General features: G+C 59.2%; 16 protein-coding genes. 13 read left to right on the top strand and 3 right to left on the bottom strand.

Translation table 11 applies throughout. The features are described from left to right. Positions 1-20 precede the first annotated feature (20 nt). On the top strand, positions 21-533 hold the full coding sequence (locus tag F560_RS0116430) for a DUF4178 domain-containing protein (RefSeq protein WP_019006851.1): 513 nt from the start codon (positions 21-23) through the stop codon (positions 531-533). Then, entirely contained in the window at positions 533-1,318 is a 786-nt protein-coding gene (locus F560_RS0116425) for a DUF4247 domain-containing protein (RefSeq protein WP_019006850.1), read from the top strand. Before F560_RS0116430 ends, F560_RS0116425 begins: the two co-directional genes overlap by 1 nt. A 184-nt stretch (positions 1,319-1,502) precedes the next feature. On the opposite strand, the gene F560_RS0116420 is transcribed toward F560_RS0116425, so the two are convergent. The 3 genes from F560_RS0116420 to F560_RS0116405 all read right to left on the bottom strand — a co-directional run bounded on the left by F560_RS0116420 (position 1,503) and on the right by F560_RS0116405 (position 5,034). Next, entirely contained in the window at positions 1,503-2,525 is a 1,023-nt protein-coding gene (locus F560_RS0116420; RefSeq protein WP_019006849.1) for an NADH:flavin oxidoreductase/NADH oxidase, read from the bottom strand. A gap of 680 nt (positions 2,526-3,205) precedes the next feature. Then, positions 3,206-4,498 carry an MFS transporter gene (locus F560_RS0116410; RefSeq protein WP_019006847.1) on the bottom strand — a complete coding sequence of 431 codons (1,293 nt, stop codon included), beginning with the start codon at positions 4,496-4,498 and terminating at the stop codon, positions 3,206-3,208. A 227-nt stretch (positions 4,499-4,725) separates the two neighbouring features. After that, positions 4,726-5,034 (bottom strand): hypothetical protein, encoded by a 309-nt coding sequence (locus tag F560_RS0116405; protein ID WP_019006846.1) that lies wholly within the window; start codon positions 5,032-5,034, stop codon positions 4,726-4,728. 187 nt (positions 5,035-5,221) lie between these two features. Here F560_RS0116405 and upp point away from each other — a divergent pair, with 187 nt between their 5' ends. From upp to atpD, 11 genes are all read left to right on the top strand, one after another. Continuing rightward, on the top strand, positions 5,222-5,851 hold the full coding sequence (gene upp / locus F560_RS0116400; RefSeq protein WP_019006845.1) for a uracil phosphoribosyltransferase: 630 nt from the start codon (positions 5,222-5,224) through the stop codon (positions 5,849-5,851). Between the two features lie 54 nt (positions 5,852-5,905). Then, complete coding sequence (gene wecB, locus F560_RS0116395; protein ID WP_026298339.1) at positions 5,906-7,051, top strand: non-hydrolyzing UDP-N-acetylglucosamine 2-epimerase; 1,146 nt, start codon at positions 5,906-5,908, stop codon at positions 7,049-7,051. Positions 7,052-7,474: 423 nt separating this feature from the next. Then, positions 7,475-7,702: an AtpZ/AtpI family protein gene (locus F560_RS0116390; protein ID WP_245554866.1), complete on the top strand. Its 228-nt coding sequence runs from the start codon at positions 7,475-7,477 to the stop codon at positions 7,700-7,702. Continuing rightward, a complete protein-coding gene (locus F560_RS0116385; protein WP_019006842.1) occupies positions 7,695-8,069 on the top strand; it encodes an ATP synthase subunit I in 375 nt (124 codons plus the stop codon). The genes F560_RS0116390 and F560_RS0116385 overlap by 8 nt, the downstream gene beginning before the upstream one ends. 24 nt (positions 8,070-8,093) lie before the next feature. Continuing rightward, positions 8,094-8,861 carry a F0F1 ATP synthase subunit A gene (gene atpB / locus F560_RS0116380; protein ID WP_019006841.1) on the top strand — a complete coding sequence of 256 codons (768 nt, stop codon included), beginning with the start codon at positions 8,094-8,096 and terminating at the stop codon, positions 8,859-8,861. 67 nt (positions 8,862-8,928) lie between these two features. Further along, the gene (atpE, locus tag F560_RS0116375) at positions 8,929-9,147 is read left to right on the top strand and encodes a F0F1 ATP synthase subunit C (protein ID WP_019006840.1); all 219 of its coding nucleotides are present in this window, start codon (positions 8,929-8,931) and stop codon (positions 9,145-9,147) included. 94 nt (positions 9,148-9,241) lie between these two features. After that, a complete protein-coding gene (gene atpF, locus F560_RS0116370; protein WP_019006839.1) occupies positions 9,242-9,727 on the top strand; it encodes a F0F1 ATP synthase subunit B in 486 nt (161 codons plus the stop codon). After that, the gene (locus F560_RS0116365) at positions 9,724-10,269 is read left to right on the top strand and encodes a F0F1 ATP synthase subunit delta (protein ID WP_019006838.1); all 546 of its coding nucleotides are present in this window, start codon (positions 9,724-9,726) and stop codon (positions 10,267-10,269) included. Before atpF ends, F560_RS0116365 begins: the two co-directional genes overlap by 4 nt. Before the next feature lie 15 nt (positions 10,270-10,284). Next, positions 10,285-11,799, top strand: a complete 1,515-nt coding sequence (atpA, locus tag F560_RS0116360; protein WP_019006837.1) for a F0F1 ATP synthase subunit alpha — start codon at positions 10,285-10,287, stop codon at positions 11,797-11,799. A 74-nt stretch (positions 11,800-11,873) separates the two neighbouring features. Further along, entirely contained in the window at positions 11,874-12,743 is an 870-nt protein-coding gene (gene atpG / locus F560_RS0116355) for an ATP synthase F1 subunit gamma (RefSeq protein ID WP_019006836.1), read from the top strand. Positions 12,744-12,781: 38 nt separating this feature from the next. Further along, positions 12,782-14,188: a F0F1 ATP synthase subunit beta gene (gene atpD, locus F560_RS0116350; RefSeq protein ID WP_019006835.1), complete on the top strand. Its 1,407-nt coding sequence runs from the start codon at positions 12,782-12,784 to the stop codon at positions 14,186-14,188. Positions 14,189-14,211 lie beyond the last annotated feature (23 nt).

Below are 14,211 nucleotides of genomic sequence, written 5' to 3'. Positions count from 1 at the left end.
CGGAAAGGAGGAAGCGGGCCATGAGCTTGTTGAAACGCGTAAAAAACCTGCTTCGCAAGCCGGAGCCGTTAAAGGCGGAGAAGAGCGTGATGACGCTCGGTCCCGGGGATGTATGCGAAGTTTCGCTGGTCACGTACCAGGTCGTCGGCCGGACGAAGCCGCTCAGCCGCAACTCCGTTTGGCTGACGCTCCGGGACGGAGCCTCGATCCGCTACCTGTCCGTGGAGGAGCGGGCGACCCGGCAGTTCGGCCTTTACTCCGTCATTGACGGCCGGCTGGATTCGGTGGACGAGGTGCCGACCGAGATCGAGCTCGACGGCATCCATTATTTTTTGGAGGAACGGTATTCGACGCGCATCTCCGCAACCGGCAATACGCCGTTTGCCGAGACCGGCGGAGAACTGTACGTTTGGCAATATCAGTCCGACAATCGGAAGCTGCTGCGCATCGAGTGGCAGGACGGCAGGTTCATGCTCTACGAGGGGGAAAGCGTGCTCCCGGCAGATGTTGAATGGCTGCGGGGGAATGCGTGATGGTCGAAAGCCGTTTCCGTCCGTGGATTCGTTTGGTGAACCTTATCGTCATTTTCGCCCTTGTCGGCGGGCTGCTGTCCGCGTGCGGCAGCGTCAACGTCGAAGAGACGTATCCCCTTGAATCCGTCAGCCGCAACGGCGATCAGACGTCTTATGTGTACCGGGCGGAAGGGGAGACCGTTCCGGAAGTGGCCAAGGCCCTTGCGGAGAAGAAGAAGCCCGAGCAGATGTCCGAGGAAGATCCGGACCATATGTTCCTCGTCTACTCCGATCAGCTGATCCATGTGCAGAAGGACCCGGAACATGCGGAAGATACGCTGATCGAGGTGGACAGCACCGAGTACGTCCGGCAAAACTACAGTCCGTCGTTTCTGGAAGGCTACCTGCTTGCGAGCGTGATCGGCAGCCTTTTCGATTCGGTTGGCCGATCGGGCGGCTACGGGGACTATCGCGGCTACGGCAGCAAAACGTATTACCCGCCGGCATCCGGCTCGTACCGGGCGCCGACGGCGAGCGATACGAAGGACGCGCCGCCGATCACCGTGCAGAAGAAAGGGTCGATCATCAAGCGGAGTTCGTCCGCGGATACCGGCGGCGTCGGCTCGGGAGGGCTGTTCGGCAAAAAGAGCGGCTCGTCCTCATCCTCCGGCTCCAAAGGATCGATCATCCGCAACGACGACAGCGACAAGAGCGGTTCGAAGAAGTCGTCCGGGTGGCTGAAGCCGCGGAAGTCGGGCGTACCGAAAACCCGGGTCGGCGGCTTCGGCCGGATCAAACGAAGGTGACGCCGCCAACGGACGCACAGGCACGGGGGCGGCGCCGCCAGCGGGCGCACGAAGCGGCGCCGGCGGAGACGCGCACGGACGGACGGACCGCGCCGTTGCACGGACGAACCGCGCGCTCCATACGGCAAACAACCCGCGGCAGGCGCTGACGCGCCCGGTCGCGGGTTGTTTGCCGTTCCGGGGCTCAGTATCCCCGTTCGTAGGCTTTGACGACGTTCGCTTTGCCGTCCAGCAGCCGCAGCGCATCGACCGCCCAGTACGGGTTGCGCAGCATGGCGCGGCCGATGGCGACCAGATCGGCGTCGCCGTTGCCGACGACGCTTTCCGCAAGCCGCGGATCGTCAAGCATGCCGACGGCCATGACCGGCACGCCCGTCGCCTCGCGGATCGCCCTGGCGAACGGCACCTGGTAGCCGGGGAAGTTGCCGGGTTTGCGGGGGCCGGCCGGTCCGCCTTCGCCGCCGCTGGAAACGTCGAACAGGTCGACGCCCGCATCGCGGTAAGCTTGGCACAGCTTGATGCTGTGATCAAGGTCATATCCGCCCTCCGCGTATTCGACGGCGGAGATCCGCATCATCAGCGGCATGTCGGGCGGAAGGACCTTCTTGACGGCGCGGATCACCTCGACGCCGAACTTGGCGTAATCGCGGCCGAACTCGTCGTCGCGCTTGTTGATGAGAGGAGAATGGAACTGGTGAATCAAATACCCGTGCGCGCCGTGCAGTTCGATCGTGTCGACGCCGGCTTCCACCGCGCGCCTTGCGGCGTCGGCGAACTTGGCGACCAGCTGCCAGACTTCTTCGGTGGATAGGGCGCGGGGTTTTTTGGCATTGGCTTCGAACGGCTCGTTCCACGGGCCGACCGGCACCTCGGCGTCCAGCGCCTTCCGTCCCGCATGCGCCACCTGAATCGCCGCTTTGGCGCCGTACTTATGAATTTCGTCGATCACGCGGCGGAAAGCCGGAACGTGTTCGTCCGACCATAAGCCCAGGTCGCGGTTGGAAATCCGGCCGTCCGGTTCGACGTCGGTCATCTCGATGATGATAAGTCCCGTTCCCCCTATGGCGCGCGAAGTATAGTGGACAAAATGCCAGTCGTTCGGCTTCCCGTCCTCCGCGTCCACGGAGTATTGGCACATCGGACTCATGACGATGCGGTTGCGCAGGGTCAGGCCTTTGAGCGTAAAAGGCGAACCCAAATGGCTCATCGATTTCCTCCTCCTCCGAATAGGTCTTTGTTTTTTCGATTATATTGTAACCGAAAGATGCACAGTTTCGCTACAGGGAAAGGAGTGCGCTGTCCCGTTGCCGGAGCCACTGGGGGAAGCGGTGCGCCGTCCCGTTGCCGGAGCCGTGAAGCTTTGTTTACGCCATAAGACGGAGGCGGCGTTCCGTTCGCAGCTGAAAGGACGGCTTTCTTCCGCCATGGAAGGGTAGCCGGTATTCTGCCTGTCAGGCGCTGACCATGACGCGGCTTTGCGGTTGAAACGGACCGTCCATCCGCTATGTTGCCGCTATGGCTTAAAATCGTTTTCCTGACGGACCGAAGATCCGTTAATGCCCGTCAGACACGTCAAAAATAACCCTGGTTGAATGGAATAGCGGAATCTGTGTCCGCATCACCCGGATTTCAGCCGCTTTTTGACAAAATAACGTCCCTACGGTCCGGTCGATCCTCGGTTGAAGCCTTTTGCGGTTCCACACTGCAGGGGTAAGCAAGCCTCCCCCGTCCCGCCCCGCAAAGAGAGTGTGCCTCTATCCCGCTCTGCAAAGGGAATTGACCTCTGTCTCGTCCGGCAACAAAGCGAGCGCCCCGTTCCCGCCGCGGAAGCGGCAGGCGAGCCCTCCGCACCTGGTCCGCGCCGCGCCATGCCGGCCCACCCAGGACTCAACTGGGGCTTGGCAGCCTGGAGCGGCGAGACAGAAGGCCGGCGCGTTCGCTCCTGCGGAGCGGAGAAGGGCCGGCCGGCGCTTCCAGCTTGTCCCGGAGCAGCCACCAGACGAGCAGGGGAGAGCTGCCGAAGCCGAGCAGCAGCAGGTTGACCGCAAGCGGCGACGGGCGGTAGGAGACGACTGCAATAAAAACGATCGTTCCCGCAAAACGGCCCAAATTAAGCCCCAGCTCCCGGAAAATGACCGATTCGACCCGCCGCTCGGCGCTGGCCTTGTCCCGGCCGATCATGTCGAACACGAACGAAACGACGGGGATCGAATAAAGGGGCATAAACATCGAGGTCGCGATGCCGAAAACAAGCAGCGTGAAGTAGTCCACTTTCCAGAAAAGCGGGACGACCGCCAGGCTGATCATCAGCGCGCCGGCAAACATGCCCCACTTCCGGTATACCGGCTTGTACATGCGGCCGATGAACCAGAAGCTGACGAGCCCCACGGCCGAGGTGATCAGCGAAAAATTGCCCAGCCGCAGCTCGCTGCCTGTCGCGATGTAGACGAGCAGCATGACCATAAAGCCGAAGATGCCTTCGCGCAGGCCTTGGGCGATCATGGCGAGGCTGACGGTTCTCCACGGGTTGTTTTTCTCCCGCAGCTTCCGCAGGCCGAGCGACCAGTCGTACCGTCCAAGCTTCGGGCGCCTTTTCAGGAAAAAGGAAAGCAGCACTCCCGCGACAAAAATGCCGAGCGAAATCGCGAAAATAAGCCGGTAACCGACCGTTCCGCCAAGGCGCGCGATAACGATGCCGGACAGCCAGGGCGCGATCATGTTCGATCCGGAACCGAGCAGTCCGGCCCGTCCGTTGAAACGGTCCCGCGAATCGGGAGCGGTCGCTTCGAAATAGAAAATGTTGAAGGCCAGCCAAAACAAGCCGGACGAAATTCCCTGCACGCAGCCGAGTAGCGGAATGTAGCGGACGGCCTGGGGGCCGAGCAGCAGCACCAGCGCGTAAAAAACGGCGGCGACGGCGATGCCCAGCCTGAGCGCGCCCAGCTTGTTCCCTTCCTTTACCCATTTCCCCGCCAGCCAAAAGGTGAGCGCCATCACGATCTGATGGACGACGGCAAACCAGCCGATCATCGTCAAGTCGTTTTTCAGTTTCCACAAGTATACGTTGACGAAAGTGGACGACAGAGCGTTCGCTCCCACAAACAGGCCGTTTACCCCAAGCAGCAGCCATTCCTGGCGCGCGTCGCGTCCGCGGTCGAGACGCTCGGTTCGTTCGGCCATATCCGTTCCCTCCTTTGCCGAGAGTTGCCGGGCGGATGCCGGTTACCGCGCGGGCGGCCGGCAGGCCGGCGCACAGAAGCGGCAACTCTCATAAGATTTCCAGAACGGGCCGAATCATGAACCTGCGGGGCAGATAAAATCTGGTTGCCTTCAAGACCGGCGGGGGCGGCAAAACGGCGGCGCAAAAAAAATAACGGTCCGACAGCGGCCGTTATAAGTTGCCCGGGTCAAATCAGCAAGGTGATGACCAGCAGTTCGTACAGAACGAGCGGGAGAATCGAGCCGGCGGCAAAGGGGCCCAGGAACCGGTAATCGCCCGCCGCGGGATTGACTTGAAGATAAAGATGCCCTGCGTCGGAGCCGATGACGGTTCCTTCGTATGTGTGTCCGTCGATGGTCTGGACGCGGACGGGCCGATGCATGCATTGGGCGCATATTCCGCTAAGCCGCTTCCTCGTTTTTCTGACATGGTCGCACCAAACTTGATCGGCTTTATACACGATCGTACTGCCGCTTTCAGGCGAGCTGACGCGCATGAACAATCCTCCCGGTTGGTTTTGCTGTATGCTATGCGAATGTCCCGGGATGGGTGCGTGCCCCGGTGCCGAGGAGGGAAAAATTTCCCCGCGAAATCCGCAAATTTCGGAACGAGGATAGAGTGCGCGCGGCGAGAGACAATGATATAATGTACGGGCAGAATGAACGGAGGAAGGAGAGGTATATTTGGGTCGTCTCGTTATATGCGATCATCCGTTGATTCAACATAAAGTAACTTTTCTTCGTGACAAAAATACGGACACGAAGCAATTCCGGGAATTGGTCGAGGAATTGTCGACCTTGCTGGCCTACGAGATTACCCGGGATATTCCGCTTGAGACGGTGACGGTGGAAACGCCGGTGGCCATAGCGGAGGGACGCGTTATAGCCGGCAGAATGCTCGGTCTTGTGCCGATTTTGCGCGCGGGACTGGGAATGGTGGACGGAATGCTGAAGCTGCTGCCGTCCGCTAAAGTCGGGCATATCGGGCTGCAACGCGATCCCGAAACGCTGAAGCCGACGGAGTATTACGTGAGCCTTCCTTCCGATGTGACGGAACGCGAACTGATCGTGCTGGATCCGATGCTCGCCACGGGCGGATCGGCGAATGCCGCGATCGACATTTTGAAGAAGCGGAATTGCCGGCCGACGAAGCTGGTGTGCCTCATTGCGGCGCCCGAAGGCGTCGAGGCGGTGCGCGCCGAGCACCCGGACATCGACATTTACGTTGCCGCGCTGGACGAGCGTCTGAACGAACACGGATATATCGTGCCCGGACTCGGCGATGCGGGAGACCGGATGTTTGGAACCAAATAAAGCGAATCATGGGAACGTTGTCGGCATTCGGACAATCGAGGGGGAACTTGCGTTGTGAGCGCAATTAAAGTAATGACTATTTTCGGGGTCCGTCCCGAAGCGATCAAGATGGCCCCGCTCATTCTCGAGCTGCAAAAGCATCCGGAACAAATCGAGCCGATCGTCTGCGTCACGGCGCAGCACCGCCAAATGCTCGACCAGGTGCTGGAAGTGTTCCGGATCAAGCCGGATTACGATCTGGACATCATGCAGGCCAAGCAGACGCTGAACGACATTTCCATCCGCGTGCTGCAAGGGCTGGAACCGGTGCTTCGGGAAGCGAAACCCGATCTCGTGCTCGTCCACGGCGATACGCTGACGACTTTTCTCGCCAGCTACGCGTCGTTCCTGCAGCAGATCAAGGTCGGGCATGTGGAGGCGGGCCTTCGGACCTGGAACAAGCTTTCTCCGTATCCGGAAGAAATGAACCGCCAGCTCACCGGCGTGCTGGCCGATTTGCATTTCGCCCCGACCGGCTGGTCGGCGGGCAACCTCCGCAAGGAGAACAAGCCGGAGGATAACATCTATATAACCGGCAATACGGTTACGGACGTGTTCCAATATACGGTGAAGCCGGATTTTACCCATCCGGTGCTCGAATGGGCCGCCGGCCGCCGGCTTGTGCTGATGACCGCGCACCGCCGCGAGGCGCAGGGTGAGCCGCACCGCCGCATCTTCCGCGCGGTCCGCAGGCTGGCCGACGAGTTCGACGATATCGCCGTCGTCTATCCCGTTCATCCGAGCCCGGCCGTGCGGGAACCGGCGCAGGAATTGCTGGGCGGGCATCCCCGGATCAAGCTGATCGAGCCGCTTGATGTCGTGGAGCTCCACAATTTCTATCCGCATACGCACCTGATCCTTACCGATTCGGGCGGGCTGCAGGAAGAGGCGCCTTCGTTCGGCGTGCCGGTGCTCGTTCTTCGCGATACGACGGAGCGGCCGGAAGGCATCGAGGCGGGAACGCTCGAACTGGTCGGCACGGAGGAAGAGCGGGTGTTCGAGCGGGCGAAGACGCTTCTGACCGACTCCGCCGCCTACGAACGCATGAGCAAAGCCGCCAATCCCTACGGGGACGGACGCGCGTCGCAGCGCATCGTCCAGGCGATCCTGCATCATTTCGGGCGCGGCAAAAGACCCGAACCTTTCGGAGCGGGCCGCTGACCGCGTCTAGGGCGTTTCGGGAATCCCGCGGTCCCGCCGTCATGCGCGCCTGACGCTTCGGGGGCGCACGGCCGAATCCCGGGACGTTCCCCGCCTTCGGGCTCCGGACGGCATCCATCCGCTCCTTCGGCCGGAAAAAAGACGGCGGACGGATGCCTTATCCGAAACCGGGGAATAATGGAAGAAGAAGTCGGGACGAGGGTTAGCCGCTTCGGCGGACAAAGCGACAAAATTCGTGCGAACGAGCGGACAACCCGCTGGCGGCTGCGTACAGCTTACAGTTAAACTGTATGGTTTTAGCCGCCGGCAAATCGCGTCACGGCGCGAATTTCCCGAGCTTCCGTTCACATAAATTTTGATTTCTTTGAATTGACAAACCTTCTGCGACTTCGATAAAATGATTGAGGATCGACAGAGGTACAAATGATGAATAAAAAGGGCAATGAGGACAATCCGTGGCGCGCGCTCGCGCTTTTCGGGGCGCTCGGCTTCGAAGTCGGTCTGAGCACGGTGGCGGGTTACTTGATTGGCAGTTGGATCGGGCCCCATTCTTCCGGCTGGAAGATTGCGGGCGTTTTCATGGGCCTCGCAGCGGGGCTCCTGATTGCGATTTTACTTGTCAAGAAAGCTCTGGAGAACAAAAATGGATGAACTTTTGCAAAAAGCGACGCGGGCCGCGTTTCTTTTTCTGGCGGTTTGCTTTCTTGTATGGGCGGCCGTTCCGGAGTGGCGCGTTTACGCCGCGGGCGCAGTGCTCGGCGTGGTGGCGAGCCTGGTCAATTCGTTCCTGTTGCGCAGAAGGGTGGATCTGATCGGAAACGTTTACAAAAACAATCCCAATCCGCCGCGCAGAATGGGCCTGGGCTTGGCCGGCCGGTTGGCGACGGTTCTGCTCGCCGCGATGGTCGCGTACCGTTTCCCCGATCGCTTTCATCTGCCTTCCGTCCTGTTCTCTTGTTTCTTTATGCCCGTCGTTGTGTTGCTGTTCGCTTACCTGGGCAACAAACGTCAATCCTGACGGAAAGGAGGAAACATCACACCTATGCACTTGTTCCCCGTGGTGGAAGTAGCGGGTCTGCACATCGACATCTCCGCTTTCATTGCGATCTTCGTCTCTGCGGTTATCACGTTCGTGATTGCGAGGCTCGCGGTGCGCAACTTGTCGGTCGACAATCCTTCCAAGCTGCAAAACTTCATGGAATGGGTCGTCGAATTCGTTCAGTCGACCATCGCCAGCACGATGCCGCTTCATCGCGTCAAGCCTTATGTGGGGCTGGGATTGACGCTCATCATGTTTATTTTCGTCTCCAACCTTCTGGGATTGCCGTTCGGCATTGTAACCGAAGCGCATCACGCCATCGACTGGCTGGGCATAACGGAAGCAATACTTGAGGAACACGGAGGACACGTAGAGCTTGCTTGGTGGAAGTCCCCGACGGCGGATATCAGCGTCACGGCGGGACTGGCGCTCGTCGTATTCATCCTGGTCCACTTCCTGGGTCTGAAGCTGAACCGCAAGCATTATATCAAACACTACTTCCAGCCTTACTGGTTCTTTTTCCCGCTCAATCTCATTGAGACCATCGCCAAACCGGTAACGCTGGCGCTCCGGCTTTACGCCAACATCTTTGCGGGCGAAGTGTTGATTGCGACCATTCTGATGTTGGGCGTGGTCGGCATCCCGTTCCTGATCGTTTGGCAGGGCTTCAGTATTTTCGTCGGCGCCATTCAGGCGTTCCTGTTTACCATTTTGACGATGGTGTATATTTCCCAGGCCGCCATTCACGACGAGCATGAGAACGAGCATTAATGCCGCGATCTCCAGCAGATTGACGGTTTCATCTAAAAACAACCTAAATTTTAGGAGGATCTAACACATGGATTTCAACGTTTTGGCAGCAGCAATAGCGGTAGGTCTCGGCGCGATCGGCGCAGGCGTAGGTAACGGTCTTATCGTCAGCAAGACGGTCGAAGGTATCGCTCGCCAGCCTGAAAGTGCAAGCAAGCTTCAAACGACGATGTTTATCGGCGTAGGTATCGTCGAAGTCGTTCCGATCATCGGCGTCGTTATCGGCTTCCTGGCGTTCTTCAGCTAATCGGATAGCAAACGGATTATGGCGGGGAAGGCCAAAGCCCTCCACGCCATCGTTTTTTGTGCGATAAGATCAGCATCCGGAAAGGAGTGCAACCATGGAGTTCCATTGGGAATCCACTGTATTTGCAATCGCGGCGTTTTTGATCTTGTACTGGTTGCTGAATAAGTACGCTTTCGGGCCGCTATTCGGCATTATGGAAAAACGCCGTCAGCTCGTGGCCGAGCAGATGGAAAGCGCGGCGAAAAACCGCGAGGAAGCCGAGCGGTTGCTCGAGGAGCAAAAGCAAGCGCTGCAGCAGGTTCGCCAGGAAGCGGCCGAAATTATCGGCCAAGCCAAAACGACGGGCGCCAAGCAAGCGGAAGAAATCCTTCTGCAGGCCCGCAACGAGGCGAACCGCCTGAAGGAAGAGGCGCTGAAAGACATCGAGACGGAGAAGAACAAAGCCGTATCCGCGCTCAAAGCCCAAGTCAGCGGCCTTTCCGTTTTGATCGCTTCGAAGATTATCGAAAAGCAGGTTGACGAAAAAACGCAGCAGGAGCTTGTTGATCATTACCTGAAAGAAGTAGGGACGAAATCATGAGCGGCAGCACGGTTGCGAGAAGGTATGCCAAGGCGCTGTTCGAGCTTGCTTCCGAGCAGGGGCTGGTATCCGAAACGGAAGAGCAGCTGAAGGCGATTGCCGAGACGTTCCGGGGGAATGCGGATTTCCGCTCCTTCCTGACGTTTCCGAATATCGACGCCGCGAAGAAAATCGAAGCGGTTCAAGCCATTTTCGGCAACTCGGTATCCCCTGTCGTTCTCAACACGGTCAAACTGCTGATCGAGCGCGGGCGCCAAGGGGAATTGCCTGCAGTTTTGGAAGCTTATATCAAGGTGGCGGGCGAAGCGCTCGGCCGGGCGGAAGCCCACGTCGTGTCCGCGAAGCCGCTTACGGATAGCGAAAAGGAACAGCTCGCCGCAACGTTCGGCTCCTTGCTGGGCAAAACGGTTCGGCTTAACGAAACGGTAGATCCGTCCTTGCTCGGCGGACTGACGGTTCGCATCGGCGATACGCTCTACGACGGCAGTCTGCGCGGCAAACTGGAACGGTTGGAGAAGACTCTCCAAACTTCGGCAAATTAGACAGGGGTGAACGAATTGAGTATCCGGCCTGAAGAGATCAGCACGCTGATCAAGCAGCAGATTCAACAATATCAATCCGATATTCAAGTCGTGGACGTCGGTACGGTTATCGAAGTCGGCGACGGTATCGCGCGCGTACACGGTTTGGAAAAATGCATGGCGGGCGAGCTGCTCGAATTCGAGGGCGGAGTCGTCGGCATGGCCCTCAACCTTGAGGAAGACAACGTCGGCGTCGTCATCTTGGGCTCGACCGCCGGCATCCGCGAAGGCGACCAAGTCAAACGGACCGGCCGCATTATGGAAGTGCCGGTCGGCGAAGCGCTGCTCGGCCGCGTCGTCAATGCGCTCGGACAGCCGATTGACGGCGGCGGTCCGATCAACACGACGGCTACGCGCCCGATCGAATCTCCGGCTCCGGGCGTCATGGACCGCAGATCGGTCTTCGAACCGATGCAGACCGGCATCAAGGCGATCGACTCGATGATCCCGATCGGCCGCGGTCAGCGGGAGTTGATCATCGGCGACCGCCAAACGGGTAAAACGACGATTGCGATCGACACGATCGTCAACCAAAAGGGCAACGGCGTCATTTGTATCTATGTCGCCATCGGCCAAAAGCAATCGACGGTGCGCGGCGTCGTCGAATCGCTCCGCAAGCACGGCGCGCTCGACTACACGATTGTCGTCAGCGCAAGCGCATCCGAGCCTGCGCCGCTTCTGTACATCGCTCCGTACGCAGGCTGCGCGATGGGCGAATACTTCATGTACAAAGGCAAACACGTTCTGATTATCTATGACGACCTGTCCAAGCAAGCGGCCGCATACCGCGAGCTGAGCTTGCTGCTCCGCCGTCCTCCGGGCCGCGAAGCCTATCCGGGCGACGTCTTCTATCTCCACTCCCGTTTGCTCGAACGCGCGGCCAAGCTGAACGACGAGCTGGGCGGCGGTTCGCTTACCGCTTTGCCGTTTATCGAAACGCAAGCGGGCGACGTGTCGGCTTACATTCCGACGAACGTCATTTCCATTACCGACGGCCAGATCTTCCTGGAGTCCGACCTGTTCTATTCGGGTCAGCGTCCTGCCGTCAACGTCGGGATCTCGGTATCCCGGGTCGGCAGCGCGGCGCAAATCAAGGCGATGAAGAAGGTTGCGGGCACGCTCAAGACCGACCTGGCCCAATACCGCGATCTTGCCGCGTTCGCCGCGTTCGGCTCCGATGTGGACAAGGTGACGCAAGCCCGTCTGGACCGCGGGATCCGCACGCTCGAAATTCTGAAGCAAGGCGTCAACCAGCCGATGCCCGTCGAACGCCAGGTCGTTTCCCTGTTCCTGGTTACCAAAGGCCACCTCGACGACATTCCGGTGCAGGACGTACGCCGCTTCGAGTCCGAATTCCTGTCCTATCTGGATGCGAACCGTCCGGAAATTTTCGCATCCATTCGCGATACGAACGATTTGACCGACGACAACGTCAAAGCGCTGGTTGACGCGATCGGCGCCTTCAAGAAAAGCTTCTCCGTTTCGTCCTAATGCGCTGGCGCCAGCGCCCATACATGCCGGACCGGCCGCACCGGGCCGGTCCCGGCAACAAGGTGGTGACATGAATGGCTAAAGGAATGCGCGAGATCAAGCGACAGATCAAGAGCACTCAAAATACAAAGCAGATTACGAAAGCGATGGAATTGGTCGCCGCCTCCAACTTGAGACGCGCCCAAAACGCGGCGCTCGCCGGACGTCCGTACGCGGACACGCTGAGGGATGTCGTCTCGAGCATCGCGACCGGCGCAAGCGGCATCTCGCATCCGATGCTGGAGAAGCGGCCGATCAAGAAGACCGCTTACCTGGTCATTACTTCCGACCGCGGGCTGGCCGGCGGGTTGAACAGCAACTTGCTGCGGAAGCTGACGACGCAGATCCAAGAGAACCACAAATCGAAGTCGGAATACGCCATTTTCGTCCTTGGACGCAAAGGCCGCGATTTCCTGGCGAAACGGGATTATCCGATCGTTCAGGAAGTGACGGGAATCCCGGATTCCCCGAAATTCTACGACGTGAAGCCTATCGCGGCCGCGGCGGTTCAAGGGTTCGAGGACGGAACGTACGACGAGCTGTATCTGGTCTACAACAAGTTCGTCAACCCGCTCGTGCAAGTTCCGACGATCAAGCAGCTGCTGCCGCTTGATTCCTCGCAATTCGCGGCCAAATCCGGAGCTTCGGCAAGCTACGAATACGAGCCTTCGCCCGAGGCCGTGCTCAACGTTCTTCTGCCCAAATACGCGGAAACGCTCATCTACAACGCCCTGCTCGAGAACAAGGCGAGCGAATTCGGCGCGCGTATGACCGCGATGGGCAACGCGACGAAGAACGCGACGAAGAGAATCAACGAATTGACGCTGAATTATAACCGTGCCCGTCAGGCGGCGATTACGCAAGAAATTGCGGAAATTGTCGGCGGCGCGAACGCTTTGGCATAACGAATGGGCATAACCATGAAGTTCTAGGAGGGACACGAATGAGCAAGGGGCGCGTAGTCCAGGTATTGGGGCCTGTCGTCGACATCGAGTTCGAGAACGGCCACCTGCCGGACATCCTTAACGCAATCAAAATTCAGCACTCCGGCGAACGCGAAATCAACCTGACGGTTGAAGTTGCAAGACATCTCGGGGACAATCTCGTTCGCACGATCGCCATGTCCTCCACGGACGGGCTCGTCCGGGGGATGGAAGCGATCGATACCGGCAAGCCGATTACGGTTCCGGTAGGGCCGGCAACGCTCGGCCGCGTATTTAACGTTCTCGGCGAGCCGATCGACGGCAACGGCGAAGTGGACCGTTCGATCTCCAATCCGATTCACCGTTCGGCTCCGACGTTCGAAAACCTGTCGACCCAGCAGGAAATGCTGGAAACGGGGATCAAAGTCATCGACCTGATCGCGCCTTACGCAAAGGGCGGTAAAGTCGGCCTGTTCGGCGGCGCCGGCGTCGGCAAAACCGTTACGATGCAGGAGCTGATCCACAACATCGCGCAAGAGCACGGCGGGATCTCGGTTTTCGCCGGCGTCGGCGAACGGACCCGCGAAGGGAACGACCTGTACCACGAAATGAGCGAGTCCGGCGTCATCTCGAAAACCGCGATGGTTTTCGGCCAGATGAACGAGCCCCCGGGCGCGCGCCTGCGCGTTGCGCTGACGGGCCTGACGATGGCGGAATATTTCCGCGACGTGGAAGGCCGCGACGTGCTTCTGTTTATCGACAATATTTTCCGCTTCACCCAGGCCGGTTCGGAAGTATCCGCGCTGCTCGGACGGATGCCGTCCGCGGTCGGTTACCAACCGACGCTGGCGACCGAAATGGGTCAATTGCAAGAACGGATTACGTCGACCAAGAAAGGTTCGGTTACGTCCATTCAGGCGATTTACGTTCCGGCGGACGACTACACCGACCCGGCTCCGGCAACCGCGTTCGCGCACCTGGACTCGACGACGAACCTGGAACGGAGCATTGCGGCGAAGGGGATTTTCCCGGCGGTCGACCCGCTCGCTTCCTCTTCCCGGATTCTGACGCCGGAAATTGTCGGCGAAGAGCACTACAACGTGGCGCAAGGGGTCAAAAAGCTGCTGCAGCGCTACAAGGAACTGCTTGATATCATCGCGATCCTCGGTATGGACGAACTGTCCGACGAAGACAAGCTGGTCGTGCACCGCGCCCGCCGCGTAGAGCTGTTCCTGTCCCAGCCGCTGCACGTTGCCGAAGCGTTCAACGGCATTCCGGGCGTTTACGTGCCGGTTAAAGAAACGGTCCGCAGCTTCAAAGAAATTCTCGAAGGAAAGCATGACGATCTTCCGGAGCCGGCGTTCCACAATGTCGGTACGATCGAAGAAGCCGTCGAGAAGGCGAAAAGGCTCGCACAAGGGCTCTAATCCGCCGCTAAGGAGGAATACCA

Origin of the sequence: Cohnella laeviribosi DSM 21336, from assembly GCF_000378425.1 — a bacterium.
Taxonomy (GTDB): Bacteria; Bacillota; Bacilli; order Paenibacillales; family Paenibacillaceae; genus Cohnella; species Cohnella laeviribosi.
Note: the sequence above shows the minus strand (reverse complement) of the source record. Positions and strands in the feature narration are given on the sequence as shown.